Origin of the sequence: Streptomyces sp. NPDC048650, assembly GCF_043199095.1 — a bacterium.
GTDB lineage: Bacteria > Actinomycetota > Actinomycetes > Streptomycetales > Streptomycetaceae > Streptomyces.
Genome location: NZ_JBICVM010000004.1, coordinates 17757 through 43324, shown reverse-complemented (window position 1 = coordinate 43324; position 25568 = coordinate 17757). Strand labels below are relative to the sequence as shown.

The 25568-nt window shown below is 72.0% G+C and carries 27 protein-coding genes and 1 riboswitch; of the genes, 13 read left to right on the top strand and 14 right to left on the bottom strand.

What is annotated here, in order from left to right:
* Positions 1-123 precede the first annotated feature (123 nt).
* The 3 genes from ACGFML_RS12615 (at position 124) to ACGFML_RS12605 (ending at position 3534) form a co-directional block, all read left to right on the top strand.
* Positions 124-567, top strand: coding sequence for a helix-turn-helix transcriptional regulator (locus ACGFML_RS12615; RefSeq protein ID WP_393542835.1), 444 nt, complete (start codon positions 124-126; stop codon positions 565-567).
* A 10-nt stretch (positions 568-577) separates the two neighbouring features.
* Positions 578-988 (top strand): VOC family protein, encoded by a 411-nt coding sequence (locus ACGFML_RS12610; protein WP_393542833.1) that lies wholly within the window; start codon positions 578-580, stop codon positions 986-988.
* 158 nt (positions 989-1146) lie between these two features.
* Positions 1147-3534: an ATP-binding cassette domain-containing protein gene (locus ACGFML_RS12605; RefSeq protein ID WP_393542831.1), complete on the top strand. Its 2388-nt coding sequence runs from the start codon at positions 1147-1149 to the stop codon at positions 3532-3534.
* 181 nt (positions 3535-3715) lie between these two features.
* Here ACGFML_RS12605 and ACGFML_RS12600 read toward each other — a convergent pair whose 3' ends face one another.
* A complete protein-coding gene (locus ACGFML_RS12600; protein ID WP_393542829.1) occupies positions 3716-4621 on the bottom strand; it encodes a LysR family transcriptional regulator in 906 nt (301 codons plus the stop codon).
* Between the two features lie 170 nt (positions 4622-4791).
* On the opposite strand from ACGFML_RS12600, the gene ACGFML_RS12595 reads away from it, so the two are divergent.
* Positions 4792-5466, top strand: coding sequence for a LysE family translocator (locus ACGFML_RS12595; protein WP_393542827.1), 675 nt, complete (start codon positions 4792-4794; stop codon positions 5464-5466).
* 155 nt (positions 5467-5621) lie between these two features.
* On the opposite strand, the gene ACGFML_RS12590 is transcribed toward ACGFML_RS12595, so the two are convergent.
* The 3 genes from ACGFML_RS12590 to ACGFML_RS12580 form a co-directional block, all read right to left on the bottom strand.
* On the bottom strand, positions 5622-6095 hold the full coding sequence (locus tag ACGFML_RS12590) for a C40 family peptidase (RefSeq protein WP_393542826.1): 474 nt from the start codon (positions 6093-6095) through the stop codon (positions 5622-5624).
* 3 nt (positions 6096-6098) lie between these two features.
* Positions 6099-6290: riboswitch (cyclic di-AMP (ydaO/yuaA leader) on the bottom strand.
* A 309-nt stretch (positions 6291-6599) separates the two neighbouring features.
* Positions 6600-6908 carry a hypothetical protein gene (locus ACGFML_RS12585; RefSeq protein ID WP_393542824.1) on the bottom strand — a complete coding sequence of 103 codons (309 nt, stop codon included), beginning with the start codon at positions 6906-6908 and terminating at the stop codon, positions 6600-6602.
* A gap of 6 nt (positions 6909-6914) precedes the next feature.
* Positions 6915-7550 carry an ATP-dependent Clp protease proteolytic subunit gene (locus ACGFML_RS12580; RefSeq protein WP_393542822.1) on the bottom strand — a complete coding sequence of 212 codons (636 nt, stop codon included), beginning with the start codon at positions 7548-7550 and terminating at the stop codon, positions 6915-6917.
* A gap of 58 nt (positions 7551-7608) precedes the next feature.
* Here ACGFML_RS12580 and ACGFML_RS12575 point away from each other — a divergent pair, with 58 nt between their 5' ends.
* Complete coding sequence (locus ACGFML_RS12575; protein WP_393542820.1) at positions 7609-7923, top strand: type II toxin-antitoxin system Phd/YefM family antitoxin; 315 nt, start codon at positions 7609-7611, stop codon at positions 7921-7923.
* A gap of 38 nt (positions 7924-7961) precedes the next feature.
* Here ACGFML_RS12575 and ACGFML_RS12570 read toward each other — a convergent pair whose 3' ends face one another.
* Entirely contained in the window at positions 7962-8906 is a 945-nt protein-coding gene (locus tag ACGFML_RS12570; RefSeq protein WP_393542819.1) for a M28 family metallopeptidase, read from the bottom strand.
* A 522-nt stretch (positions 8907-9428) separates the two neighbouring features.
* On the opposite strand from ACGFML_RS12570, the gene ACGFML_RS12565 reads away from it, so the two are divergent.
* From ACGFML_RS12565 to ACGFML_RS12540, 6 genes are read left to right on the top strand one after another with little or no spacing between them, the layout of a single operon-like run.
* Positions 9429-9731, top strand: a complete 303-nt coding sequence (locus ACGFML_RS12565; protein ID WP_393542817.1) for an urease subunit gamma — start codon at positions 9429-9431, stop codon at positions 9729-9731.
* A 17-nt stretch (positions 9732-9748) separates the two neighbouring features.
* Positions 9749-10060: an urease subunit beta gene (locus ACGFML_RS12560; protein WP_393542816.1), complete on the top strand. Its 312-nt coding sequence runs from the start codon at positions 9749-9751 to the stop codon at positions 10058-10060.
* Complete coding sequence (locus ACGFML_RS12555) at positions 10053-11774, top strand: urease subunit alpha (RefSeq protein WP_393542814.1); 1722 nt, start codon at positions 10053-10055, stop codon at positions 11772-11774. Before ACGFML_RS12560 ends, ACGFML_RS12555 begins: the two co-directional genes overlap by 8 nt.
* A gap of 32 nt (positions 11775-11806) precedes the next feature.
* The gene (locus tag ACGFML_RS12550; RefSeq protein WP_393542813.1) at positions 11807-12481 is read left to right on the top strand and encodes an urease accessory protein UreF; all 675 of its coding nucleotides are present in this window, start codon (positions 11807-11809) and stop codon (positions 12479-12481) included.
* A gap of 53 nt (positions 12482-12534) precedes the next feature.
* On the top strand, positions 12535-13230 hold the full coding sequence (ureG, locus tag ACGFML_RS12545; RefSeq protein WP_393542811.1) for an urease accessory protein UreG: 696 nt from the start codon (positions 12535-12537) through the stop codon (positions 13228-13230).
* A complete protein-coding gene (locus ACGFML_RS12540) occupies positions 13227-14051 on the top strand; it encodes an urease accessory protein UreD (RefSeq protein WP_393542809.1) in 825 nt (274 codons plus the stop codon). The genes ureG and ACGFML_RS12540 overlap by 4 nt, the downstream gene beginning before the upstream one ends.
* Here the strand turns inward: ACGFML_RS12540 and ACGFML_RS12535 are convergent.
* From ACGFML_RS12535 to ACGFML_RS12520, 4 genes are all read right to left on the bottom strand, one after another.
* On the bottom strand, positions 14028-14402 hold the full coding sequence (locus tag ACGFML_RS12535) for a hypothetical protein (RefSeq protein WP_393542807.1): 375 nt from the start codon (positions 14400-14402) through the stop codon (positions 14028-14030). The genes ACGFML_RS12540 and ACGFML_RS12535 overlap by 24 nt on opposite strands.
* Positions 14403-14547: 145 nt before the next feature.
* Positions 14548-14928 carry a roadblock/LC7 domain-containing protein gene (locus tag ACGFML_RS12530; protein ID WP_393542805.1) on the bottom strand — a complete coding sequence of 127 codons (381 nt, stop codon included), beginning with the start codon at positions 14926-14928 and terminating at the stop codon, positions 14548-14550.
* Between the two features lie 79 nt (positions 14929-15007).
* A complete protein-coding gene (locus ACGFML_RS12525) occupies positions 15008-15847 on the bottom strand; it encodes a hypothetical protein (protein WP_393542803.1) in 840 nt (279 codons plus the stop codon).
* A gap of 8 nt (positions 15848-15855) precedes the next feature.
* A complete protein-coding gene (locus tag ACGFML_RS12520) occupies positions 15856-16239 on the bottom strand; it encodes a hypothetical protein (protein WP_393542801.1) in 384 nt (127 codons plus the stop codon).
* A gap of 594 nt (positions 16240-16833) precedes the next feature.
* On the opposite strand from ACGFML_RS12520, the gene ACGFML_RS12515 reads away from it, so the two are divergent.
* On the top strand, positions 16834-18468 hold the full coding sequence (locus ACGFML_RS12515) for an alpha/beta hydrolase (RefSeq protein ID WP_393542800.1): 1635 nt from the start codon (positions 16834-16836) through the stop codon (positions 18466-18468).
* Positions 18469-18570: 102 nt separating this feature from the next.
* Here the strand turns inward: ACGFML_RS12515 and ACGFML_RS12510 are convergent, their stop codons facing one another.
* The 5 genes from ACGFML_RS12510 to ACGFML_RS12490 all read right to left on the bottom strand — a co-directional run bounded on the left by ACGFML_RS12510 (position 18571) and on the right by ACGFML_RS12490 (position 24234).
* Entirely contained in the window at positions 18571-19413 is an 843-nt protein-coding gene (locus ACGFML_RS12510) for a TIGR02452 family protein (RefSeq protein WP_393542798.1), read from the bottom strand.
* A 117-nt stretch (positions 19414-19530) separates the two neighbouring features.
* Positions 19531-20265, bottom strand: a complete 735-nt coding sequence (locus ACGFML_RS12505) for a lysophospholipid acyltransferase family protein (RefSeq protein WP_393542796.1) — start codon at positions 20263-20265, stop codon at positions 19531-19533.
* Positions 20266-20337: 72 nt separating this feature from the next.
* Positions 20338-20916, bottom strand: a complete 579-nt coding sequence (locus tag ACGFML_RS12500; RefSeq protein WP_393542794.1) for a dihydrofolate reductase family protein — start codon at positions 20914-20916, stop codon at positions 20338-20340.
* A gap of 116 nt (positions 20917-21032) precedes the next feature.
* Positions 21033-22742 (bottom strand): adenine deaminase C-terminal domain-containing protein, encoded by a 1710-nt coding sequence (locus ACGFML_RS12495; protein WP_393542792.1) that lies wholly within the window; start codon positions 22740-22742, stop codon positions 21033-21035.
* A 52-nt stretch (positions 22743-22794) separates the two neighbouring features.
* Positions 22795-24234 carry an NCS2 family permease gene (locus ACGFML_RS12490; protein ID WP_393542791.1) on the bottom strand — a complete coding sequence of 480 codons (1440 nt, stop codon included), beginning with the start codon at positions 24232-24234 and terminating at the stop codon, positions 22795-22797.
* A 153-nt stretch (positions 24235-24387) separates the two neighbouring features.
* On the opposite strand from ACGFML_RS12490, the gene ACGFML_RS12485 reads away from it, so the two are divergent.
* Positions 24388-25374, top strand: coding sequence for a LacI family DNA-binding transcriptional regulator (locus tag ACGFML_RS12485; RefSeq protein WP_393542789.1), 987 nt, complete (start codon positions 24388-24390; stop codon positions 25372-25374).
* Positions 25375-25568 lie beyond the last annotated feature (194 nt).

Below are 25568 nucleotides of genomic sequence, written 5' to 3'. Positions count from 1 at the left end.
TGCTCGGTACGCGTGCGGAAGAGCGGGCCGGCGGCGCTCCGAGGGCTCGCCGGAGCGATCACGGGACGGAGCGGGAACGCCGGCGGCGGCGGGCGGACTCCGGCGCGACGTACGCTCTGGCATGTGACCAGCAGACCCACCGCGGCCCAGCACCTGCGCGACCTCGCGCGCCTGCGCCGCGTCCGCGACCGGATCGACCGGGAGTACGCGCAGCCGCTGGACGTCGAGGCGCTCGCCCGCGGCGCGCACATGTCGGCCGGGCACCTCAGCCGCGAGTTCCGGCTCGCCTACGGCGAGTCGCCGTACGGCTACCTCATGACGCGGCGCATCGAGCGCGCGATGGCGCTGCTGCGTCGTGGCGACCTCAGCGTCACCGAGGTCTGTTTCGCGGTGGGCTGCTCGTCGCTGGGCACCTTCAGCACCCGCTTCACCGAGCTGGTCGGCGTGCCGCCCAGCGTCTACCGGCGCCAGGCGGCGGGCGGGACGGCGGGCATGCCGTCGTGCGTGGCGAAACAGGTGACCAGACCGATCAGGAATCGAGAAGCGCGGTCCCCGAGCCGCGGCTAGCGTGACCGTCATGGACCTCACGATTCATTCGACCTTCCTCCCGCACGACGATCCGGACGCGTCCCTGGGCTTCTATCGCGACATCCTCGGCTTCGAGGTACGCAACGACGTCGCGTACGGCGCGATGCGCTGGCTCACGGTCGGCCCCGCCGATCAGCCCGGCACGTCCATCGTCCTGGAGCCGCCGGCCGCAGACCCAGGCATCACCGACGACGAGCGCCGCACCATCGTCGAGATGATGGCCAAGGGCAGCTACGCCCGCCTCATCCTCGCCACCGCCGACCTCGACGGCACCTTCGAGCGGCTGCAGGCCGGCGGTGCCGAGGTCGTCCAGGAGCCGACCGAGCAGCCGTACGGGGTGCGCGACTGCGCCTTCCGGGATCCCGCGGGCAACCTGATCCGCATCAACGAGATCCGCTGAACCGCGACACCCGGTATCGGCGCCGGGCGGACGGCGGACCGTCGCCGCGTCCGCCCCGACGAAGCAGAACCGGACGTGCTGTTCGAAGCCGGTGAGATCAGCCAGGCGACGCCGACGGGGGCCGCGAGGGCGGACCCCGCCCGACAGATGGAGACACGATGAGCCCGGCCAAGAGGAAGCCCGCGCAGTCGCCTGCGCCGCACGCTGCCGACAGCCACGACCTGATCCGCGTGCACGGCGCGCGGGAGAACAACCTCAAGGACGTCAGCATCGAGATCCCGAAGCGCCGCCTCACGGTGTTCACCGGTGTCTCCGGCTCGGGCAAGAGCTCTCTGGTGTTCGACACGATCGCCGCGGAGTCGCAACGCCTGATCAACGAGACCTACAGCGCCTTCGTACAGGGCTTCATGCCGACGCCGGCACGGCCCGAGGTCGACGTACTCGACGGACTGACGACCGCGATCACCGTCGACCAGCAGCGGCTGGGCGCCGACCCCCGCTCCACGGTCGGCACCGCCACCGACGCCAACGCGATGCTGCGCATCCTCTTCAGCCGGCTCGGCAAGCCGCACATCGGCCCGCCCGGCGCGTACTCCTTCAACACCGCCTCGGTCCGGGCGAGCGGGGCGATCACCGTGGAGCGCGGCGCCAAGAAGACGGTGAAGGCGACCTTCCACCGCACCGGCGGCATGTGTACGCGCTGCGAAGGCCGGGGCACCGTCTCCGACATCGACCTCACCCAGCTCTACGACGACGCCAAGTCGCTCTCCGAGGGCGCGATCACCATCCCCGGCTACGGCGCGGACGGTTGGAACATGCGGCTGTACAAGGAGTCGGGCTTTGTCGACCCGGACAAGCCGATCCGCAAATACACCAAGAAGGAGCTGCACGACTTCCTCCACCGCGAGCCGACCAGGATGAAGATCGCGGGCATCAACATGACCTACGAGGGGCTGATCCCGCGGGTCCAGAAGTCGATGCTCTCCAAGGACAAGGAGGCGATGCAGCCGCACATCCGGGCGTTCGTGGAGCGGGCGGTCACCTTCACCACCTGCCCCGAGTGCGAGGGCACCCGGCTCAGCGAGGGTGCCCGGTCGTCGAAGATCAAGCGGATCAGCATCGCCGACGCCTGCGCGATGGAGATCCGCGATCTGGCCGAATGGGTCCGCGGCCTCAAGGAACCGTCGTTCGCTCCGCTGCTCACCGCGCTGCAGCAGACCCTCGACTCGTTCGTGGAGATCGGCCTCGGCTACCTCGCGCTCGACCGGCCGGCGGGCACGCTGTCGGGCGGCGAGGCGCAGCGCGTCAAGATGATCCGCCACCTCGGCTCCTCGCTCACCGACACCACCTACGTCTTCGACGAGCCCACCATCGGGCTGCACCCCCATGACATCCAGCGGATGAACGACCTGCTCCGTCAGCTGCGGGACAAGGGCAACACCGTGCTCGTCGTGGAGCACAAGCCGGAGACGATCGTGATCGCGGACCACGTCGTCGACCTCGGCCCCGGCGCCGGCTCGGCGGGCGGCGCCGTCTGCTTCGAGGGCACCGTCGAGGGGCTGCGGGCCAGCGGCACGATCACCGGCCGTCATTTCGACGACCGTGCCTCCGTCAAGGAGACGGTGCGCAAGTCCACCGGCGCACTGGAGATCCGCGGCGCGACGGCGAACAATCTGCAGGGCGTCGACGTCGACATCCCGCTCGGGGTGCTCACCGTCGTCACCGGCGTGGCCGGCTCCGGCAAGAGCTCGCTCGTGCACGGGTCGATCCCGGCCGGCGAGGGTGTGGTGGCGGTCGACCAGAGCCCGATCCGCGGCTCGCGGCGGAGCAACCCGGCGACCTACACCGGACTGCTCGACCCGATCCGCAAGGCGTTCGCCAAGGCCAACGGCGTGAAGCCGGCCCTGTTCAGCGCCAACTCCGAGGGCGCCTGCCCCACCTGCAACGGCGCCGGCGTCATCTACACCGACCTGGCGATGATGGCCGGCGTCGCCACCCCCTGCGAGGACTGCGAGGGGAAGCGGTTCCAGGCCGAGGTCCTGGAGTACACGTTCGGCGGCCGCGACATCAGCGAGGTGCTGGCGATGTCGGTCGCGGAAGCCGAGGAGTTCTTCGGCTCGGGCGAGGCGCACACGCCGGCCGCGCACAAGATCCTCGGCCGGCTCGCCGACGTCGGGCTCGGCTACCTCGGCCTCGGCCAGCCGCTCACCACGCTGTCCGGCGGCGAGCGGCAGCGCCTCAAGCTGGCCACGCGCATCGGCGAGAAGGGCGGCGTCTACGTGCTCGACGAGCCGACCACCGGCCTCCACCTCGCCGACGTCGAGCAGCTGCTCGGTCTGCTCGACCGGCTCGTCGACTCCGGCAAGTCGGTCATCGTCGTCGAGCACCACCAGGCGGTCATGGCGCACGCCGACTGGATCATCGACCTCGGCCCCGGCGCCGGCCACGACGGCGGCAAGATCGTCTTCGAGGGCACCCCCGCCGACCTCGTCGCCGCTCGCGCCACCCTCACCGGCGAGCACCTCGCGGCCTACGTCGGCAGCTGACCCGGCCGCGCGACCGGCCCGGCACGTCCATCGTCCGGCGAGGGCGTCCCCGTCCTCGCCGGGCCGACCGGGGGAGAGGAACCGTCGGCATCGCGATGCCCTGGCCCGGCGCCCGCTGAACGGCCCCGGCATCTCTCACCGCGATGCCCCGGCCCGGCGCCGGTGAACGGCCCGGCACCTCTCACCTGCGGGTGAACGCGCCCTGCAGCAGGGCCCGCAGCGTCTCCGCCGCAGGCGTGGCGTCCCCGGACCGGCAGGCCAACGAGATCCGCCGGTGCAGTTCCGGCGGGTCCAGGCGCCGGACCCCCAACGGGGTCACCGAACCCGCCGCCATCATCTCCGGCACCACCGCCACCCCCAGCCCCGCGCTCACCAGCGCGCACACCACCGCGTAGCCCGGGGACTCGCACCGCACCGCCACACTCGCCCCCGCGGCCGCCAGGGTCGCCTCCACCGCCCGCCGGTTGGGATTGGTGGGTGCCATGCTGACCAGCGGCTGACCGGCCAGCTCGGCCAGCGGCAGCCGTCCGGCGCCGGCCGACAGCGCATGCCCCGGGGCCGTGACCAGTACCAGTTCCTCGGCCAGCAGCGGCTCCAACCGCACCCCGTCCGGCACCGGCACCGCCTCGCCCGGCGTGTACTCGTGCGTCAGCGCCAGATCCACCTCGCCGAGCGCCACCGCCGTCATCTCCTGCGGAGGGACGAACTCCGTCACGCTCAGCTCCACGTCCGGGTGGGCCCGCCGGAACGCGCTGAGCGCGGGCGGCAGCAGATGCGTACCGGCCGTCTCGAACGTGCCCACCCGCAGCCGGCCGCCCGACAGCCCCGTCAGCTGGGCCAGCTCGTGCCGCGCCAGATCCAGCTCGTCCAGCACCCGCCGTGCCCGTACGAGCAGCAGCTCACCGGCCGCCGTCAGCCGGGCGCCACGGTGATGGCGCACCAGCAGCGCCGCGCCCGCCTCCCGCTCCAGCTTGGCGAGCTGTTGGGAGAGCGCGGGCGCGGTGTAGCCGAGCCGCTCGGCGGCCCGGGTGATCGAACCGGCCTCCGCCACCGCCACCAGGGCGGCCAGCCGGGTGGGGTCGTACACCAGCACCTCCGTAGTCCTGGGCGCCGCCGGGCGGTGGGAGCCGCCTTACCGCTCCCGGCCGTCGGGCGCCTGCCTCGATCGTCCCACCAGCCCAGCCTTAAGAATCTCTTCAGGCAGACCGAGAAGATTCCTCATACCTATTAAAGGCTCCGGTCGGCGATGCTGCTCTCATGGACGGACAGCTGATGGCCTTCACCGGAGTGGCCGCGGGCATGGTGACCATGCCGGGCGCGGATTTCGCGATCGTGGTGCGCAACGCACTCGCTACCCGCCGAGCGGGGGTGGCCACCGCCTTCGGGGTCGCGGGTGGGCTGCTGGTGCACACCGCGCTGGCGGCGGCCGGGCTCGCGGCGGTTCTGGTCGCCGTGCCGGCGCTGCTGGAGACCATCCAACTCCTGGGCGGCGCCTATCTGCTGTCCCTGGGCATCCGCGCGCTGGTCGCCCTCGCCCGCCGCCCGGCCGCTGTCGCACCGTCGTCGGACGGCACCCCGGACGATGCCCCGGACGGCGCCGCGGGCCCGTACCCGACGGCCGGCCCCGGCACCGGAAAGTGCCTGCGCCAGGGCTTTCTCACCAACGTGCTCAACCCCAAGGCACCCGTGCTCTTCCTCAGCCTGCTCCCGCAGTTCGTCCCCGCGGGCGAACCGGCGCTGCCGCGCACCTTGCTGCTCGCGGCCGTCGTGGTCGGCCTGGCGGCGGTGTGGTTCCCCGCCGTCGCCCTGCTCGTCGACCGGCTCGGCGGGCTGCTGCGCCGCCCTCGGGCGGCGCGCGCCCTGGAGGCGACGACCGGAACGCTGCTGACCGCGCTCGGCGGCGCCCTGCTCGCCGGGCTGGTGCTCGGCTGAGGCCCGCGCAAGCCGCCTTCGCCGCCGCTCGGGTACGTGGTCCGCGCCCCCGCACGGGCCGCGGGGGCCGGGCAGCGTCCGGTGAGGACCACCGGTCCCTCGACCCATGAGGCCACGCCGCCCGGCACCTGGCCGGCGATCATGATCTCCGCAGGTCAGCCCACCCGGCCGTACCAGACCGCGGCGCTCCAGATCCGCTCCAGCCGCACCACCGCGCCCTGCTTGGGCGCGTGCCAGATCCGGCCTCGGCCCGCGTAGATACCGACGTGGTAGACGCCGCGGCCGCCGTGGAAGAAGACCAAGTCACCGGTTCTGCGCGCCGCGCGGGAGATGTGGCTGGTGTCGTTGTACTGCGCGGCCGCGGTCCGTGGCAGTGCCTTGCCCGCATGCTTGAACGAGTAGAGCGTCAGCCCCGAACAGTCGAAGCGGTGGGGGCCCTGTGCCCCCCATTGGTAGGGGGAGCCCCGCTTGGAGGCCGCGATCCGCAGTGCTTTCGCGGATACCGCGGCCGCCTCGGCCTCCGGGGCCGCTCCTGGGGCGACGGTCGTGGCCCCGATGGTGGCCATCGTGAGGGCGGAGACGGTGCCGGCGCGTGCCAGCAGATTCGGCAGATGCCTGCGCATGCTCATGCGCAACCCTTCGTCAGCCGCCTGCGAAGGAAGACCTGTCGGGTTCGGGCAGGCGAAGATGCCCGGCCGTGCGTACGGCTTCACCCCAAGGAGCCCGTCGGCCGCGAGGGCGGCCGGGGCCCCGTCGTGCTCGGGTCCTCCGCTCCTGCCGATCCAACCGCGTCGACCTGACATCCGGCACGGCGGCAGGATTAGGCGCCCGTCCGGACCGCCCCGTCGAGGTGGCGGGGTCTTGTCGTGGAGGGATCCTTACGCCGCTGGCGCCCGAAATCTCGTAAGAAGTGCCGTGCGTGACATTAGTCACATTTGCTCCAAATGGTGACCAATGTCGGATTCTGTGGACGGGGTGAGGTGGCAGCCGAGGCCGGGACCAGGGCCGACGGCATCGGTTCCACCTGGCGTGGAGCCGATTTCTGCAAGTTGTCGCCCGCCTCTACCAGGTCCCCGGGCTACGCCGTACGGGCTCCTCGGGTGAGGGCGTGTCGTGTCACGGCGCGTGTCGCGTCACGGCCCGGAGGGCGGTGGCACCGCGACGAGCCCGGCCCGACGCTCGCCGTCCAGGACGCGCAGCGCCTTGGCGAGCGTCGCGGAGTGCAGTTCGCTCTCGCCGCGGCCGTGCATCAGGGCGAGCGCGTCGCGCAGTTCGGCGGCCTTGCCGACCAGGGCCTGGGCGGCGCGCAGGCCGCGATAGGTGTCACCGCTGCGGGCCGGATTGATCCGGCCCAGCAGGTCCAGGGCCTCCAGATACCGGTCGATCACCTCACCCTCGGCCCGGGTCAGTGCGGGCAGCGGCGGCAGCTCCGGTGGCAGCACCCGCGCTCACCGCGTGCCGAGCTGAGCGGACGACGGCTTGCGGCTGCGGGTGACGCCGTCGATCAGGCCGTACTCCTGGGCGGCGCGGGCGTCGAAGATCTTGTCGCGTTCGATGTCCGCGGCGATCTGCTCGCGCGGCCGGCCGGTGTGCCGCGCCAGCAGCTCCTCCAGCTTGTCGCGGGTGCGCAGCAGCTCCGTCGCCTGGATGTGCAGATCGGTGGCCTGGCCCTGGACCGGCTCCGCCAGCGACGGCTGGTGGATCAGCACCCGGGCGCCGGGCAGCGCGAGCCGCTTGCCGGGTGCGCCGGCCGCCAGCAGTACCGCGGCCGCTGAGGCGGCCTGCCCCAGGCACACCGTCTCGATGTCGCAGGACACGTACCGCATCGTGTCGTAGACGGCGGTCATTGCGGTGAACGAGCCGCCGGGGGAGTTGATGTAGAGCGAGATGTCCTGCTCGGGAGCGCTGTGTTCGAGGTGGACGAGCTGCGCCATGACGTCGTTGGCGGCGGTGTCGTCGATCGCAGTGCCCAGGAAGATGATGCGCTCGCTCAGCAGCTTGGAGTACGGATCCAGCGTGCGGGTGCCGTTGGTGGTGCGCTCTGTGAACTCCGGCAGGACGTAGCGGGCCGTCGGTCGCTGCATGGCCGTTCCTCTCTTCCGTTAAAAATGTACAGGACGTACATCCCGTTAGAATGGGAGCATGGCCTATGAAATTCCGGTGACGCAAGCCCGAGCCGAACTCGCGGATCTGATCAACCGCGTCGTCTACGGCAGCGAGCGGGTGGTGGTGACCCGCCACGGAAAGCCGCTGGTGGCGCTGGTTTCCGCCGCTGACCTGGAGCTACTCGAAGAACTCGGGCGGCGGGCGGACGATGTGGGGGAGGAGCAAGTGATCAGCACGGTCTCCGCCGTGCGGCAGCTGCCACCCGCTCCGGGCGAACGGCGGCGGTTCGGCATCGCGGCAGAACACCGCGACCCGGCCGCCGGGGATCGGCGGCCGGGTCGCGAGAGCTGACCTATGGGTGATGCGGGTCGTTCAGCGGGGAGCTCGGGTCAGGAGCTGAGCTCCCAGATCGCGTGGGCGATGGCGTCGCTGTTGGTGTCCAGCGCCTTCTCGTCGAGGTTCTTCGACGTGTCGCAGGACTGGTGGTAGCAGGCGTCGAACGCCGTGCCGGCCTCGCCGCCCCAGTTCTTCGCCTGCTCCTCGGTCTTCTTGTAGTCCGCGCCCGAGAAGAGCCCGCCGACCGGGACGCCCGCGTCCTTGAAGGGGGCGTGGTCGGAGCGGCCGTCGCCCTCGGTCTCCTTCTCGGTGGCGATCTTCTTCGTCGCGTACCAGTCCTTGAAGACCTTCTCCAGGCGCGGGTCGTCGTCGTAGACGAAGTAGCCCGGGTTGGGCGAGCCGATCATGTCGAAGTTCAGGTAGGAGTCGAGCTTCGACTTGTCGGCGCCGAGCTTGTCGACGTACGCCGTCGAGCCGACCATGCCGTCCTCTTCGTCGCCGAACCAGGCGAACCGAAGGTGCTTGGTGGGCTTGAGGTCCGCCTTGGCGACCGCGAGGGCGACCTCGAGGGTGCCGGCGGAGCCGGAGCCGTTGTCGTTGATGCCGGGGCCCGCGTCGACCGAGTCCAGGTGGGCGCCGGTCATCACGGTCTTGCTCTCGTCGCCGCCGGGCCAGTCGGCGATGACGTTGTAGCCCTTGGCGCCGTTGTTGTCGAACTCCTGGAGCTTGGTGGTGAATCCGGCCTTGTCCAGCTTGCCCTTGATGAAGTCGACGGACGCCTTGTAGCCCGCCTGCCCGTGGGCGCGGTTGCCGCCGTTGGCGTCCGCGATCGACTGAAGCTGGTCCAGGTCCGCCTTGACGGCCTTGACGTCGATGTCGGGGGCGGCGGCCGGTGCGGGGTCCGCGGAGGCGCCGGCCGCGGTGAAGAGCGTGGCGGCGAGGGCGGTGGCGGCGCCGGTGGCCAGCGCGGCCCGGCGTATTCGCGTGGAACGAGTCACGGTATGGCTCCGATACTGGTGTGGGGGGTTGTGCGGAGCGTCTTGACGCGCACATGAGGATTGCGATCACTTCGCAAACCGTCAAGAGCGGATACCGGACAGTCGTGTTCGAGGAGCGGAACGCGTCCCTTTTACGGGAGTTGGCGGCTTTCTGTGACCTGCCGGACGCGCACTTTTCGCGGTGCGCCGACGCCTTGGAGGCGGGGAGCGGGGCGGCCGTTGCGGTCCGCCGCCCGGAGCCGGGGGCGTGCGCGGGTGTCGGGGGCTCCGGTTGCGGCACCGTGACGGGAGGCTGTGCGACGCGTTACGGCGGGCGTAACAGGTAATGCGAGGTGTCGCTGTCCGTAACGCTGTCGAAATCACGCCGAACTAGTCTCGCGCCGCGAGGCTGTTGATGGCCAAGTGCTGGAAGCCGATTTGCTCCCCCTTTAATTATTGCGTGATACATCTAAGCTCGCGGGTGTGCCCACGCCTGTGACCTGGGGGAATGTGCCCAGGCGGGAAGACTGTGAGGTGGAAGGTATGCAACTGACCCCGCATGAACAAGAGCGCTTGATGATTCATGTGGCGGCAGACGTGGCCGAAAAACGGCGCTCCAGGGGGCTGAAGCTCAACCACCCGGAATCCATCGCGCTGCTCACCGTGCACATTCTCGAGGGTGCCCGGGACGGCCGCACGGTCGCCGAGCTCATGTCCTCCGGACGCAAGGTCCTGGGTCGGGACGACGTCATGGAAGGCGTCCCCGAGATGATCCACGACGTGCAGGTAGAGGCCACCTTCCCCGACGGCACCAAACTCGTCACCGTTCACGAACCCATCAACTGACCACGGGAGAGCAGAAGATGATCCCGGGACAGATCCTCTACGCCGACGAGCCGGTGCGCCTCAACGAAGGCCTCCCCCTCACGCGCATGACCGTCCTCAACGCCGCCGATCGCCCCGTCCAGGTCGGCTCCCACTACCACTTCGCCGAGGCCAACCCCGGCCTCGACTTCGACCGCGCGGCCGCGCACGGCATGCGGCTGAACGTCGCGGCCGGCTCCGCCGTGCGCTTCGAGCCCGGCATACCCACCGAGGTCGAGCTGGTCCCCATCGGGGGCAAGCGCATCGTCGTGGGCCTGCGGGGCGAGACCGGAGGCACCCTCGATGGCTGAGCTGACCCGCCAGGCGTACGCCGATCTCTTCGGCCCGACCGCCGGCGACCGGATCCGGCTCGCGGACACCGATCTGGTCATCGAGATCACCGAGGACCGCTCGGGCGGGCCCGGCCGGGCCGGCGACGAGGCCGTCTTCGGCGGCGGCAAGGTCATCCGCGAGTCCATGGGCCAGTCCCGCGCCACCCGCGCCGAGGGCACCCCCGACACCGTGATCACCGGCGCCGTCGTGCTCGACCACTGGGGCATCGTCAAGGCCGACGTCGGCATACGGGACGGGCAGATCACCGCGCTCGGCAAGGCCGGCAACCCCGACACCATGGACGGCGTCCACCCCGACCTCGTCATCGGCCCCGAGACCGAAGTCATCGCGGGCAACGGCAAGATCCTCACGGCCGGGGCCATCGACACCCACGTCCACTTCATCTGCCCCCAGCAGGTGGACGAGGCGCTGGCATCCGGCGTCACCACCCTCATCGGCGGCGGCACGGGCCCCGCCGAGGGCAGCAAGGCCACCACCATCACCCCCGGCGCCTGGCACGTTGCCCGGATGTTCGAGTCGATGGACTCCCTCCCGGTGAACGTCGGCCTGCTCGGCAAGGGCAACACCATGTCCCTGGCGTCGATGCGCGACCAGCTGCGGGCCGGCATCCTCGGTTTCAAGATCCATGAGGACTGGGGCGCCACGCCCGCCGTCCTCGACGCCTGCCTGACGGTCTGCGAGGAGAGCGGCGCCCAGCTCGCGATCCACACCGACACCCTCAACGAGGCCGGATTCCTCGGCGACACCCTCGCGGCCATCGCCGGCCGATCGATCCACGCCTTCCATGTCGAAGGCGCCGGCGGCGGCCACGCCCCCGACATGATCGCGATGGTCTCCGAGCCCAATGTGCTGCCCGCGTCCACCAACCCCACGCGGCCGCACACCGTCAACACCATCGAGGAACACCTCGACATGCTGATGGTCTGCCACCATCTCAACCCCGCCGTCCCCGAGGACCTCGCCTTCGCCGAGTCCAGGATCCGGCCCTCCACCATCGCGGCCGAGGACATCCTGCACGACCTCGGCGCCATCTCGATCATGTCGTCCGACGCCCAGGCCATGGGCCGCATCGGCGAGGTCGTGATGCGTACCTGGCAGACCGCGCACGTCATGAAGCGCCGTCGCGGAACCTTGGCCGGCGACGGCAGCGCGGACAACGCCCGCGCCCGCCGCTACGTCGCGAAGTACACCGTCAACGCGGCCATCGCCCAGGGCATCGACCACATCGTCGGCTCGGTCGAGGAGGGCAAGCTCGCCGACCTCGTCCTGTGGGACCCGGCGTTCTTCGGCGTCAAGCCGCAGCTCGTCATCAAGGGCGGCCAGATCGCGTACGCGCAGATGGGCGACGCCAACGCGTCCATCCCCACGCCGCAGCCGATCCTGCCCCGCCCGATGTTCGGCGCCACCGGCCGGGCCCCGGGCAGCAACTCCGTCAACTTCGTCTCCCAGCAGGCCCTCGACGACGACCTCGCCGAGCGCCTCCCGCTCGCCAAGCGGTACCGAGCCATCCGCTCCACCCGTGGCGTCACCAAGGCCGACATGCGCAACAACGACGCGCTGCCCCGTGTCCAGGTCGACCCCGACACCTTCACGGTGACCATCGACGGCGAAGTGGTCGAACCCCACCCGGCCACCGAACTCCCCATGGCCCAGCGGTACTTCCTCTTCTGAGTGGCACATATGAACAATCCGGGACACCACCGATGAGCCGCGCAGCGCTGCTCGTCCTCGCCGACGGCCGGTTCCCCGCCGGAGGGCACGCCCACTCCGGCGGCGCCGAACCGGCCGTCACCGCGGGACGCATCAAGGACGCCGCCACCCTGGAGAACTTCTGCCGGGGCCGGCTGCACACCGCGGGCCTGGTCGCCGCGGCGCTCGCCGCCGCGGCCGCCGCCGGTTGCGACCCGCTCCTTTTGGACGATGCCGCGGACGCCCGCACGCCGGTACCGGCGCTGCGCCAGGTCGCCAGGCGGCTCGGCCGGCAGATGATGCGGGCCGCCCGCGCCACCTGGCCGGCCCCCGAACTCGACGCGCTCGCCGCGGCCCGCCCGCGCGGCGCCCACCAGCCGATCGTCCTCGGCCTCGCCGCCCGCTCCGCGGACCTGGCCCCGCTCGACGCCGCCTACGCCATCGCGTACGAGAACATCAGCGGCCCGGCCACCGCGGCCGTCCGGCTACTGAGCCTGGATCCCTTCGACGCCACGGCCGTCCTCGCCCGCCTCGCCGCCGAGGTCGACCGGGTCGCGGAGCAGGCTGCCGAGGCCGCGGAGCGGGTTGCCGCCGAAGGCACCGGTGCGCTGCCGGCCGCCTCCGCGCCGCTGCTGGACATCACCGCCGAACAGCATGCCGCCTGGCCGGTGCGCCTCTTCGCGTCCTGACCCCCACCGACCGCCGAGCCGCACCCGCGGCCCCCTGAACGACCGGAGCAACCGTGCACCTCGACCACGCGGACACCTTCCCCGAACGCCACACCTACAGCGCCGCCGACCCCGTACGCCCCGACGGCAGGCGCCGCGCCCTGCGCATCGGCCTCGGCGGCCCGGTCGGCACCGGCAAGACCGCCACCGTCGCGGCACTCTGCCGCGCGCTGCGCGACGAGCTGTCCATCGCCGTCGTCACCAACGACATCTACACCCGCGAGGACGCCGAATTCCTCCTCCGCGAGGCCGTGCTGCCGGCCGAGCGGATCGCGGCCGTCGAGACCGGTGCCTGCCCGCACACCGCCATCCGCGACGACATCTCCGCCAACCTCGAGGCCGTCGAGGACCTGGAGGAAGCGGTCGGGCCGCTCGACCTCGTCCTGGTCGAATCCGGCGGCGACAACCTCACCGCCACCTTCTCCAAGGGCCTGGTCGACGCCCAGATCTTCGTCATCGACGTCGCGGGCGGCGACGACATCCCGCGCAAGGGCGGTCCCGGCGTCACCACCGCCGATCTGCTGGTCATCAACAAGACCGACCTCGCGCCGTACGTGGGTGTCGACCTGTCGGGCATGGCCCGCGACGCCGAGGCACAGCGCGGCGAGCTCCCCGTCGCCTTCACCGCCCTGAAGTCGCAGAACGGCGTGCGGCCGGTCTCCGACTGGGTCCGCCACCAGCTGGCGCACTGGACCGCGGGCGCCGCATGACCCTCGCCGTCCCCGCCCGGCCCGCTGCCGCCGCCCCGTCGGCCGCCGGACTGCGGGCGACAGCCCGGATCACCGCACGCACCGCCGCGGACCGCACCACGCGCGTCCCGGTCCTCGACGGCGACGGCCCGCTCGCGCTGCGCCGGATCCGCTCGCACGGGCGGCAGGCCCGGGTCTGCGTCGTCGGCGCCATGAGCGCCCCACTCGGCGGGGACCGGCTGGGCATCGAGGCGGTGGTCGAGGAGGGCGCGGAGCTGCGCGTCACGGCCGCCGCGGCCACCGTCGCGCTGCCCGGCCGCGCCGCCGGACACGCCACCTACGACGTGCGGCTGACGGTCGCCGACGGCGGGCTCCTGGAGTGGCTCCCGGAACCGTTGATCTCGGCCGCGGGCAGTGAACTGCGGATGACCACGACGGTCGAACTGGCCCCCACCGCACGTCTCGTCCTGCGCGAGGAGCAGGTCCTTGGCCGAACCGGCGAGCGGACCGGGGCGCTGCGCAGCCGGCTCACTCTCCGCCGCGCGGGCCGTACCCTCCTGGACCAGGAGACGGCTTACGGGCCCGGCGCTCCCGGCTGGGACACCTCGGCCGTCCTGGACGGTCACCGCGCCGCCGGCCAACTCCTCGTCGTGGCACCGGAGTGGGGGGACGATCCGGTCGCCGTGCGGCTGCTGGGGGACGCGGCCGACGGCACCGGGCAGGGCGTTCTCGCCCCGCTCGCCGGTCCCGCGGCCCTGGTGACGGCCGTCGCCCCGGACGCGCTGCGGCTGCGGCGCATCCTGGACGAGGCCGCCGCCTCACACCTCCAGCTCGGCCTCTAGCAGGGCCAGCCGGCGGCGCGCCAGCGCCAGGTTGGCGCGCTTGCGGTCGAGCACCAGATACAGGAAGAGCCCGGCGCCGTTCTTGCCCGTGACCGGGCGGATCAGGTGGTACTGCGCGGTCAGCGTGATGAGCATGTCCTCGATGGCGCCCTCGAGTTCCAGCATCTCCATGGTGCGCAGCTTGGCGCGCACCACGTCGGTGTTTCCGGCTGCGGCGACGTTCAGGTCCAGTGCGTTGTTGTCGCCGAGCGTGGCCAGCGCCATTCCGCTGGTGTAGTCGACCAGGGCGACGCCGATGGCGCCTTCGATGCTCGACATCGCGTCGGTGAGGGCGGATTCCATTTGAGCCATGGGAATGACAGACCTTTCCGTATGTTTCCGTGTGCGGTGGTGCGGTGGTGCGGTGGTGCGGTGGTGCGGTGGTGCGGTGGTGCGGTGGTGCGGTGGTGCGGTGGTGCGGTGGTGCGGGGGAAGCCGGGTTGCGGTCCGGGCCGGATCAGGGCCGGGCCGAGTCGTCCATCAGGGCGCCGATCCGTGCGGCCGTCCGCCGGGCCTGCCAGTGCAGTCGGCCGACATTGGTGTCCGGGCCGGCGACGGCCGTCAGGACGGCGCGGCTGCCGGCCGAATAGGCCGCGATGTAGCCGTCGGTGCCGCGGGTGAGGGATTCCTCGAAGACGCCCTGTCCGGTGGCGTCCGTGAGGCGTTTGGCGACCCCGATGGCCGCGGCGGTGAGCGCGGCGAGGCCGTCCGGTTCGATGTCCCGCAGATCGTGTGCGATGACCATGCCGTCGGCGCTGGCCACCATGCCGCCGTGCAGATGCCGCACCTGGTCGCGCAGGGCGAGTAACTCTTCCCGGAGATCGGGTTCGATCGTCATGAGGCTCCTGGTTCGTCTGGTTCTTCGCTTGGCGGCACGCTTTCCGAGTACGTGCCTCATGGCGTGGATCCGCGTCGGGTCACAGGTTTTCCTCCAGCGCCGTACGGAGTCGGACAAGGAGGGCGATGTCCGGGTCGGCGGTCTCGGGAATGTCCGGTACCGGCAGGTGCCAGGTCGGCGGGGGGCCGTCCGTTGCGGGGTGAGCGGCGCCGGGCCGCCGCCGCGGCAGCGCCCGCGGATCCGCGGGCACCTGGACGAGTCCGGCCGCGGCGAGCCGGCGGATGTCGAGCAGCGTCACGAAGGCCGACTGGCCCAGCGCGCGGGCGAGTTCGTAGGGGGTGTGCCGACCGTCGGCGCGGTCGAGCAGCCGGCGCTGCCCGCCGGTGGCGGGGGAGGCCCCCGAGCCGCTCGGGGGGAGGGGGACGACGGGGCAGGAGTCGACCGCCGCCCAGGGCCGCAGCCGGTCGAGCAGGGCCCGGCGGCGGGCCGTCGCCTGCTGGAGGTCGGCGACGCTGATCCGCCGTACGACGCCCAGCCAGTGGATGCTGCCCGGCGTGAACGACGTGCTCTCCGGCGGCAGCGGCAGCGCGAAGAACGCCGCGTCGAGGAGTGCGCCGAGATGGCAGATCTCCAGCTCGCTCTGGGTCAGCCAGCCCTCGCTGACCAGGAACTGGCCGCCCCGGTGATCCGGCCCGGCCGTCTCGATCGCCCGCTGCCAGCGGTCCGCGGGCAGCCGCCCGGCCGCGCCGAGCCGGGCGTCGAGCCCGGGTGCGGTGGCGCCCTCCACGCAGTAGACGGCGCCGTCGCGCAGGTAGACGCAGCCGTTCGGGCCGCGCAGGGCGCCGGTGACACGTTCGGCGGCGAACCGGTCGAGCAGTCCGCCGGACGGGGCCGGGCGGGGCGGTATGGGGGCGGTCATGGCGCGGGTCAGGCCGCGACCAGCTCCGCCGCCAGGTCGCGCAGTCGTAAGCGGGCGATGGCCAGATTGGCCTGTCCGCGGTCCAGCCAGAGGTAGAGATAGGTCTGACTGTCGAAGGCGGTGTGGACGAAGCGGATGAGGTGGTAGCTGCCCGCGGCCGTGATGATGAGGTCCTCCAGATCGGGGCCGCCGGTGCCCGCTGCGTCGAAGGTGGCGTTGCGCACCACGGCCTGCACCACTTCGGCGGTGTCCGCGGCGGCCGCCTCGTGGTCGGCGTGCGGGGCCTGCCCGGCCGTACCGAGCGTCAGCCCGCTGGTCCAGTCGATCAGTCCGGCGCCCAGGACGCCGGGGATCCCCATCGCTTGGGCCAACACCTGATCGATACCGGGCACTTCTGATCTCCTCCTGGAAAGCTCGGACGGGGCCGCTCGAGGCGAAAACGCCAAAGCTCTCCCTCGTGGCGGTGTGTGGGAGAGCCTGCACGGAAGGTTACTGAAGCCAATGGCTCCGGCACATGCCTGAAGCCCATGTGCATGGCAATTGACGTGTTATCGCCCCTCGGCGGCCCGTTGTCTGTGCCCGTCTCCGTACGCACCCCTGGGGACGGTCGGTACGGCAGAAGCACGGCGGATTCTCGTACCGGGGCCCTCTTGCCGCCGGCGGTGGGTCGGGGGGCTCGACGTCGGACCGTGTTGCATGCACCTCAAACGGGCGTATTCCTCAGGGAGTTGAGCGTCCGGTCGGCACTGAGGCGTGCGGTGCTTCGGGTCGGCCGCCTCGTCCGCCCGGCCCGGGCCGGGCGGCGCGACTCTCCTGGCCCGCCAGTTGTCCGGCGTTCGTCCGGCGGTTGCGCCAATCCTACGGATTGGTAAAGAAACCGTGGTCAAACCTGTTCAGGAAGGGACAGGAGACGACAGGATCCTTCTGTAGCCAGCTCTGTGATCACCGTTGCCACAAGCGACGCACCATGCAGGGGGATCCACCACGTGAGACGAACAGCAGCACTCGGCGCCGCCGGCACCCTGGTGACCGGCACGCTCCTAGCAGGCGCGATAGCCACGCCCGCCAGTGCGGGCGAGCACCACCGGCCGGGATCGGCCGAAGCGCGCGGAGTCCAGACCGCCGCCGCACGCGCCGCCAAGAAGGGCATCGACTGGCAGGACTGCCCCGCGGACTGGGGCTTGAAGGCCCCCATCCAGTGCGGCTATGTCACCGTCCCGGTCGACTACGCCAAACCCAACGGACGCAAGATCAAGATCGCCGTCGACCGGGCCGTCAACACCGGCGGCAAGAAGGAGCGACAGGGTTCCCTCATCTACAACCCGGGGGGCCCCGGCGGTTCGGGCATGAAGTTCCCGACCCGCGTCACCACCAAGAACCCGCTGTGGGTCAAGACGGCCAAGGCGTACGACTACGTCGGCTTCGACCCGCGTGGGGTCGGGCACTCCGCGGCCATCTCCTGTATGGACCCGCAGGAGTTCGTCAAGGCGCCCAAGGCCGACCCGGTGCCGGACAGCGCGGCCGACAAGCGCGCCCAGCGCAAGCTCGCCAAGGAGTACGCGGACGGGTGCGCCGAGCGCAGCGGCGATCTTCTGCCGTACATGACCACCCCGAACACCGCCCGCGACCTGGACGTGATCCGCGCCGCGCTCGGTGAGAAGAAGCTCAACTACCTGGGCGTCTCCTACGGCACCTATCTGGGCGCCGTCTACGCGACGCTGTTCCCGGGCCATGTGCGCCGGATGCTCGTCGACAGCGTCGTCAACCCCTCGCGCGAGAAGGTCTGGTACCAGGCCAACCTCGACCAGGACGTGGCCTTCGAGACGCGCTGGGGAGACTGGAAGAAGTGGGTCGCCAAGAACGACGCGACCTACCACCTCGGCACCACCGCCAAGAAGGTCCAGGCGGGCTGGGAGAAGTTGCGCGCGACCGCGAAGAAGAAGCCGATCGGCGGTGTCGTCGGCCCCGCCGAGCTCACCGGCTTCTTCCAGAACGCGCCGTACTACGACTCCATGTGGGCCACGGTCGCCCAGGTCTGGAGCGCGTACACCGCCGGCGACGAGAAGCCGCTGGTCGAGAACGCGGGTCCGGACCTCAAGGACACCGCGGGCAACATCGCGTCCGAGAACGGCAACGCCGTCTACACGGCCGTCGAGTGCACCGACACCAAGTGGCCCACCAGCTGGAAGAAGTGGGACCGCGACAACACCCGGGTCCACCAGCAGGCACCGTTCATGACCTGGTCCAACGCCTGGATGAACCTGCCCTGCGCCACCTGGCCCGCCAAGCAGCAGACCCCGGTCGAGGTCAAGACCGGCAAGGGCCTGCCCAGCGTGCTGATCGTGCAGAGCACCCGGGACGCCGCCACGCCGTACGAGGGCGCGGTCGAGCTGCACAAGCGGTTCGCCGGCTCCCGCCTGATCACCGAGCGGGACGCTGGATCGCACGGTGTCACCGGCCTGGTCAACCCCTGCATCAACGACCGGGTCGACGCGTACTTCCTGGACGGGAAGACCGACGCCAAGGACGTGACGTGCGCCCCGCACGCCACGCCGCAGCCGGCCACGTCGACGGTCAAGACCGTCGCGCAGGGTGCCCTGGACCTCCTGTCCGCGCCCTGACCGTTCGGAACGTATGAGAAGGGGCGGCCGGGAACTCTCCCGGCCGCCCTTTCGCGTGCGCCGCCGTTCCGCCGCTCCGCCGCCGCGTCGCCGTAGCCTCCGTCAGGACCCGGGCAGCGGGCGCGCCGGGAACACCTCGGCGAAGGCCGCCCTGGTGGGGGAGTCCGCCCGGCGGTCCAGCACGGCGAACACGACCCGGTCGAACCGGTCCGCGAAACGGCCGCCGTCCAGCAGATGCGCCGCGAACGCCCCGGCCACCCGGGTCGGATCGTTGCGGAACACCCAGCAGCCCCACGCGCCGAGCACCAGCTGACGGTGTCCGCCCGCCGCCGCCACCTCCAACACCCGCTCCGCACGGGCCACCAGCGCCCCCGCCACCCGGCCCGTCTCGTCCGGCCGCTGCCGTGCGATGACACCGGCGTTCGGCGCCGCCGACGTCAAGAACCCTGCCGTGTAAGGGACTTCGAGCAGCACCCCCCGGTCGTCCCGGAACACCGGCACACCGGGGGAGAGGATCACCCGGTCGCTGTAGAACGGGCTCGGCTCGGCCCGGTGCGCCGCGTAGAACTCCGGCGCCTCCCGCACACACGTGTAGAGCGCCGACCCCCGGCAGAGCACCTCCTCCTGGGCCTGCGCGCCGTTGAGATAGCCGCCCCCGGGATTGCGCGCCGACGCGAAGTTCAGCACCGCCAGCGGTCCGCCGCCGGCCTCGGCCAGCCGCCTGCCCGCCGTGAGACTGCCTTCCCCGGTCACCTCGAAGGTCGTCCGGGCGCCGGCCCCCGCATCCTCGACGGCGACCGCCTCCGGGCCGTACAGCCGGGTCCCGGCCCGCGCCCGCTCGACCGCCGCACCGATGTCCACCAGCCGCCCGCCGGGTGCCCGATACGCACCCGCCGCGACGATCCGCTCCGTCTCCTGCGCCATACCGCGCAGCCGGGCGCTCATCGTCGGCGCCCCCGTATCCGATTGATCATGACGCTCAAGGTACGGGGCCAGGGCATGCCCCGCGACGGAATATCCGGGTGCCGTGCGCGGGCCGATCCGCCGTGGGCGGACGGCGGCTCAGCTGCCGGAGCCGTGCCCGCGCCGCCCGTGCGCGCGCCCCTTCGCCCTGGCCTGGGCCTGTGCCTCGGCCTTCGCCTCACCGGCGTACGTGTCCACGTACTCCTGTCCGGACAGCCCCAGGATCGCGTACATGATCTCGTCCGTGGCGGCCCGCAGCGCGGTGCGCTCGTCCACCAGCCCCGCATAGCGCGAGAACTCCAGCGGTGCACCGAAGCGGATGGTGATCCGCATCGCCCGGGGCAGCCGGCGCCCCGTCGGCTGTGCCTCGAAGGTGCCGATCATCGCGCACGGCACCACCGGCACCCCCGCCTCGATCGCCATCGCGGCGACACCGGTACGCCCCTTGTAGAGCCGGCCGTCGTGCGACCGCGTGCCCTCGGGGTAGATGCCCAGCAGCCGTCCCTTGCGCAGCACCGAGAGCCCGGAGGAGATCGCGGCCTGCGACGCCCGGCCGCCCGACCTGTCGACCGGAATCTGGCCCACGCCCCGGAAGAACGCGGCCGTCAGCCGTCCCTTCAGCCCCGGCCGCGTGAAGTACTCGGCCTTCGCCAGAAACGTCACCCGCCGCGGCACGATCGCCGGCATCACGAAGTGGTCGGAGAACGACAGGTGATTGCCCGCGATGATCGCCGCCCCCTCCTCCGGCACATGTTCGAGCCCCTCGATCCGCGGCCGGAACACCAGCCGCAGCAGGGGCCCGAGCACGATGTACTTCAGCAGCTGGTACAACACGCCCTGGCCTCCCCGTAGTTACCGTGCCGACGCAGAGTAGCCGCCGCCCGGGCAGGGCGCGAGGGGGCCGCGTCAGGGACCGTCGGGCGCCCGGTAGTGCAGGAGCACGACGCCGTTGCCGAAGGTCCGGGTCCCGGCCGGCCGGAGAGCGGTCCTGGTGTCCGAGGACGGGAACAGCGGCTTGCCGCTTCCGATGAGGACCGGATGGACGTAGATGCGGTACTCGTCGACGAGGCCGTGCGCCATGAACGCCGCGGCGAGGTCGGCGCCGCCGAGCGCGAGGTCGCCGCCCGGCTGCGCCTTGAGCGCCCGGATCCGATCGACGTCCACCTCCCGCATGATGGTGGTGTTCCAGTCGGCCCGCTCCAGGGTCCGGGAGAACACGATCTTGGGCATCTCCCGCCAGATACCGGCGAACTCGGCCATCGGGCCGGTGATCGACGGGTCGGCGTCCGCGGTCGGCCAGAACCCGGCCATCAGCTCGTGGGTGACCCGCCCGCTGAGGAGGGCGCCCATGTCCCTGAGGTGGTCGTTGAAGTGGCGGTGCAGTTCGTCGTCGACCAGATGCCAGTCGATCTCGCGGTTCGGCCCCTCGATGTAGCCGTCGAGGGACATCGACATCATCAAAATGATCTTCCTCGTCGAAGTCATCCGCTACTGATACCAGTCGGCCGTGCCCGCCGCGAGCGACCGGCCGAGGGCATCCCTCGGCCCGGGTCGCCCGCGCACCGGTTCGTCCGGCCCGCGGCCGGCCGCTCACTGCGGCATCACACGACGGCCCCGCTCGGCTCGCGGCGGACCACATCGACCAGGGACAGGTCCGTGATCTTGAGACTGGGGGACACGGCGAGGGTGAGGGTGGAGACGCTCATGAAGGGGTTGAGGTGCTCCCACCCCCAGGCCGTCAGCGCGTCGCGCACGGCCTGCGAGCGACGCGCGATCTCCGTGGCCGGACGGGTGGACATCACGCCGCCGACCGGCAGTGGCAGCCGGGCGGCGACCGTCACGCCGTGGACGACGGCCACCCCGCCGCCGTCCGCGACCACCGCCGCCGCGGCCGCGGCCATTGCGGCGCGGGAGGTGCCGATGGTGACGAGGTTGTGGCTGTCGTGGGCGTACGTGGTCGCCACCGCACCGGGTGACAGGGTGCGGCCGAGCAGCGGTGCGAAGACCGTACCTGCGCGCCCGTAGCGGTTGCGTACGCGGATCAGCGTGGTCCGGCCCTCCCAGTCCACCTCGCCGCCGCGGACCGGCAGTTCGATCTCCGCGGCCTCGGTATAGGTGTCGCGGGAGTTGACCCGCATGGCCCGGAAGCGATGCGAGCCGTCCGGCAGGTCCACCCGCCAGCGGAAGCCGTCCGGGGCCGGCGCCTCCACATCCACGGTGCCCTCCAGCGGACCCGCTCCGGGCCGGACCGCCCCGCCCCGGTCCCCGTACGACGCGACGCCGTCCCGCGCCACCTGCCGACCGCCCGCGAACACCAGAGCCGGGTCGAAATCCCCCAACTCGCCCCGCAGCAGGACGAGATCGGCCCGCTTGCCCGGTGCGACCACCCCGCGGTCGGGCAGCCGCAGCCGCTGCGCCGGAGTCCAGGTCAGCGCCCGCAGCGCGGCCGTCGCGGGCAGCCCGGCGCGCACCGCGACCCGGGCGATGTGGTCGAGGTGCCCGGTGCCCAGGATGTGGTCGGCCGCGAGGTCGTCCGTCACCAGGCACAGCGGGGGCAACTGCGGCAGGGCCAGTAGCGCGTCGATGACCTCGGGCAGCAGGCACTTCTCCTGAAGCATCATCAGCATGCCCAGCCGGGCCTTCTCCAGGACCACCTCGGTGCGGTTCTTGGTGTGGTCGGAGTCCACGCCGGTGGCCATGTACGCGCTGAGCTCCGCGCCGCTGAGGTTCGGGCAGTGACCGTCCAGGATCACCCCCTGCTCGCGGGCCGCCCCGACGATGCCGCGCATTCGCGCGTCGTCGGCGACCACCGCCCGGTAGTCCATGACCTCGCCCAGCGCGATGACGTCCGGCCAGCGCAGCATCTCGGCGATGTCGTCCACCGACAGGCTCGCGCCCGCGTGTTCCAGCCCCTCCAGCGCGGGGACGCAGGACGGCACGCCCCACAGCTGCGTCTGCGGGGTGCCGCGGCCGGCCTCGATCATCCAGCGCATCGCCGCCGTGCCCGCCACATTGACGATCTCGTGCGGGTCGGCGAGGACGGTCGTCGTACCGCGCGCCAGGGTGAGGGCAGCGAAGGTCTCCGGCGTCAGGAACGAGCTCTCGATGTGCATGTGCGCGTCGACGAAGCCGGGGACGACCAGCAGCCCGGCCGCGTCCACGTGGTCGCGGGCCGGGGCCGGGGTGCCGGGCGGCAGTACGGCACTGATGGTGTCGTCGCGCAGCAGGACATCCGCGGCGAACTCCTCGCCGGTGAAGGTGGACACCACCCTTCCCCCGCTGATGCGGACATCGTGCGGCTGGTCGGTCATGAGGTTCTCCGTAAGGTGTCAGGCGGTCAGGGAGGGTCGGATGCGGCCGGGCTCAGGGCAGGAGGGTCCAGAAGTAGTAGACGAGCGGGACCAGCACGACCCACAGGCCCCAGGGGACCTCTCTGAAGCGCCCGGAAGCGGCCTTGACCAGGACGTGCGCGACCAGGCCCGCCGCGATGCCGGTGCCGAAGTTGCCCCAGAAGACGGTCGTGGCGACGATCAGCGCGGCCGGGACCGCGTTCGTCGGATCCTTGGCGTCGATGTTGCGCAGCGCGCCCAGCATGGTCAGGCCGATGTACATCAGGACCGGCGCCGTCGCGGCGGACGGGATCAGCGTGGCGAACGGAGTGACCAGCAGCAGCGCCGCGAAGCCGCCCGCGGCGACCACCGACGACAGCCCCGTACGGCCGCCGCTGTCCGCCCCCGCCGAGGACTCCAGATACGCGGTCATGCTGGGCGCGCCGAGGCCCGCCCCGCCGATCACCGCGGCGGAGTCCACGTAGAACGGGCGCCGGATGCCCGGGACGTTGCCGTCCTCGTCGGTGAGCCCGGCGCGCCCCGCGACGGCGAGCAGGGTGCCCGTCATGGAGAAGAACTCCGAGACGAAGAACGCGAAGATGTAGGGGAAGTACTCGGGCCGCAGCGCGCCGAACACGTCGACGTGGAACGCGACGGCGGCCGGGCTGTCCGGTGCGGCGAGGAGATGGTCGGGCGGTTCGGTCACACCGAGGGGGATGCCGGCCACGGTCACCACGGCCATGGTGATCAGGAACGCGCCGGGCACCCTGCGCGCGGACAGCGCCGTCAGCAGGACCAGCCCGGCAAGCGCCAGCAGCGCCCCGGGCTGCGCGAGATCGCCGAGCGAGAGCGAGTCGGCGCCGGATTCGGCCACCACCAGACCGCTGTCCTTGAAGCCGAGCAGCGCGATGAACAGCCCGAGGCCGCCGCTGATCGCGTACTTGAGATGCAGCGGCATCAGCCGCGTGATGAAGTCGCGGATGCCCAGCGCGGTCAGCACGAGGAAGGCGACGCCGGACCACAGGACCATGCCGAGCGTCGCGTCCCAGGGAACGTGGTCCTGGCCGACGATCGTCACGGCGAGCAGCGCGACGCCGCCGAGACCGGGTGCGAGGACGAACGGCAGATTCGCGAACAGGCCCATGGCCAGCGTCGCCAGGACGATCGCCAGGATCACGGCGGTGGTCACCGGGCCGTACGGCACACCGGCCTTGGCCAGCTGGCCGGGGACGACCACGGCCGCGTAGGCCGCCGCGAGGAACATCGACAGACCGGCGACGACCTCGGTGCGGATGTTGCTCCCGCGGGCGCGGAGGTGGAACCGGCGCTCGAGGAAGGAGCCGGCAGGGGCCGGGCGGGCGGCCTCGGTGGCAGCGGCCGGCCCGTCGCACGCGGGCCCGGCCGGTCCGTCGGATCCCGGTGCGGCCGGGGTGCCGCCGGGCGGGCCGGGGGGCGTCCGGTCGGAGAGGGGCATGGCTACCTCGGCAGGGGAAGAGGGGTTCCGTGCGTGAAACCGGTTTCAGAGATCGGTTGCAGATAGGATGACACGGTCCGGCCGTCAAGAGAACCCACGAGCGGTCCGCGGGCGAAACCCGCGGGCGGCCACCCCCACCACCAGGAGCGAACGGTGCCGACACTGGCGGACGTTGCCCGTGAGGCCGGTGTGTCCAAGGCCACGGCCTCCCGTGCCCTGATGCGCCCCGAGATCGTCACGCCCCAGACCCGGGAGAGGGTGCGTGCCGCCGCGTCCCGCCTGGGATTCCAGCCCAACCGCGTGGCCCGCGCGCTGACCACCGGCCGTACCGGCATGCTCGGACTCGTGGTGCCGACGCTCGCCAACCCGTTCTTCGCACCGCTCGTCCTCGGCGCCCAGCAGGCTGCCGAGGAGACCGACAACCACCTGCTGATCACCGTCTCCGAGTACCGCGCCGAACGCGAGGCCGCGCTGGTGGGGCGGCTCGCCGACCAGGTCGACGGGATCGTCCTGGTCGCACCCGTGGGCACCGACCCGTCGCTGCGCGAACTCGCCCGCCGGCGCCCCCTGGTCCTGGTCGACCGGCAGGTCGGGCGGCTCCCGGCGGTGGTACTCGACACCGCCTCGGGCGCCGCCGCACTGGTACGGCATCTGCTGGACCTGGGCCACCGGGACATCGCGTACGTCTCCGGGCCGCCCGGTTCGTGGGCCGACGGCCGGCGCCGCGCCGCGATGGCGGAGGCGGCGGGGGAGGCGGGCGGCCGGCTGTGCGTACTGGGCCCGATGCCGCCCACCTTCGACGCCGGGATCGCCGCCGCCGGGCAGCTGCCGGCGGGGGCCGGTGCCGTCATCGCCTACAACAGCTACCTGGCACTGGGCCTGCTGCACGGGCTGAAAGCGCGGGGGTTGCGGGTGCCGGAGGACGTGAGCCTCGCCGCCGCCGACGACCTCACCGCGCTCGGCGCCACCGATCCCTCGGTGACCGCGCTCGACGTCCCGGTGGCGGAGGCGGGTGCGCTCGCCGTCACGCGACTGCTGGAGGTGTGCGCCGGCAGTCGTCGCACGGTCCGCAATGTCCTCGAGACCCGCCTGCTGCCGCGCGACTCGACGGCGGCCCCGGCGGCCTCCGGCCCCGGTTGAGGCGGCGGCCGGAGCGGCGGCCGGGCGGCGGGGGAGCGTGGCCGCCGGGCGCGCCCGACGGCGTCGCAGCCCACCCGCGCAGCCCGGAGAACGCGGCTGCGGGCCATCCGGGCGACCTCCTGGCGTGGTCTCTTGCCCACCGGCGTGCGCCGGGGTGCTCTGGCACGCGTGCACCCGCGCTCGATCCCCACCGA

Bases quoted from the DNA above. Each gene is read 5' to 3' on its own strand.
- ACGFML_RS12555 (WP_393542814.1), top strand. From the start codon at position 10,053: ATGGCTGAGCTGACCCGCCAGGCGTACGCCGATCTCTTCGGCCCGACC.
- ACGFML_RS12490 (WP_393542791.1), bottom strand. From the start codon at position 24,234: ATGCCCCTCTCCGACCGGACGCCCCCCGGCCCGCCCGGCGGCACCCCG.
- ACGFML_RS12550 (WP_393542813.1), top strand. From the start codon at position 11,807: ATGAGCCGCGCAGCGCTGCTCGTCCTCGCCGACGGCCGGTTCCCCGCC.
- ACGFML_RS12535 (WP_393542807.1), bottom strand. From the start codon at position 14,402: ATGGCTCAAATGGAATCCGCCCTCACCGACGCGATGTCGAGCATCGAA.
- ACGFML_RS12605 (WP_393542831.1), top strand. From the start codon at position 1,147: ATGAGCCCGGCCAAGAGGAAGCCCGCGCAGTCGCCTGCGCCGCACGCT.
- ACGFML_RS12495 (WP_393542792.1), bottom strand. From the start codon at position 22,742: ATGACCGACCAGCCGCACGATGTCCGCATCAGCGGGGGAAGGGTGGTG.
- ACGFML_RS12565 (WP_393542817.1), top strand. From the start codon at position 9,429: ATGCAACTGACCCCGCATGAACAAGAGCGCTTGATGATTCATGTGGCG.
- ACGFML_RS12590 (WP_393542826.1), bottom strand. From the start codon at position 6,095: ATGAGCATGCGCAGGCATCTGCCGAATCTGCTGGCACGCGCCGGCACC.
- ACGFML_RS12530 (WP_393542805.1), bottom strand. From the start codon at position 14,928: ATGACGATCGAACCCGATCTCCGGGAAGAGTTACTCGCCCTGCGCGAC.
- ACGFML_RS12595 (WP_393542827.1), top strand. From the start codon at position 4,792: ATGGACGGACAGCTGATGGCCTTCACCGGAGTGGCCGCGGGCATGGTG.
- ACGFML_RS12610 (WP_393542833.1), top strand. From the start codon at position 578: ATGGACCTCACGATTCATTCGACCTTCCTCCCGCACGACGATCCGGAC.
- ACGFML_RS12580 (WP_393542822.1), bottom strand. From the start codon at position 7,550: ATGCAGCGACCGACGGCCCGCTACGTCCTGCCGGAGTTCACAGAGCGC.
- ACGFML_RS12510 (WP_393542798.1), bottom strand. From the start codon at position 19,413: ATGAGCGCCCGGCTGCGCGGTATGGCGCAGGAGACGGAGCGGATCGTC.
- ACGFML_RS12560 (WP_393542816.1), top strand. From the start codon at position 9,749: ATGATCCCGGGACAGATCCTCTACGCCGACGAGCCGGTGCGCCTCAAC.
- ACGFML_RS12500 (WP_393542794.1), bottom strand. From the start codon at position 20,916: ATGACTTCGACGAGGAAGATCATTTTGATGATGTCGATGTCCCTCGAC.
- ACGFML_RS12525 (WP_393542803.1), bottom strand. From the start codon at position 15,847: ATGACCGCCCCCATACCGCCCCGCCCGGCCCCGTCCGGCGGACTGCTC.
- ACGFML_RS12540 (WP_393542809.1), top strand. From the start codon at position 13,227: ATGACCCTCGCCGTCCCCGCCCGGCCCGCTGCCGCCGCCCCGTCGGCC.
- ACGFML_RS12575 (WP_393542820.1), top strand. From the start codon at position 7,609: ATGGCCTATGAAATTCCGGTGACGCAAGCCCGAGCCGAACTCGCGGAT.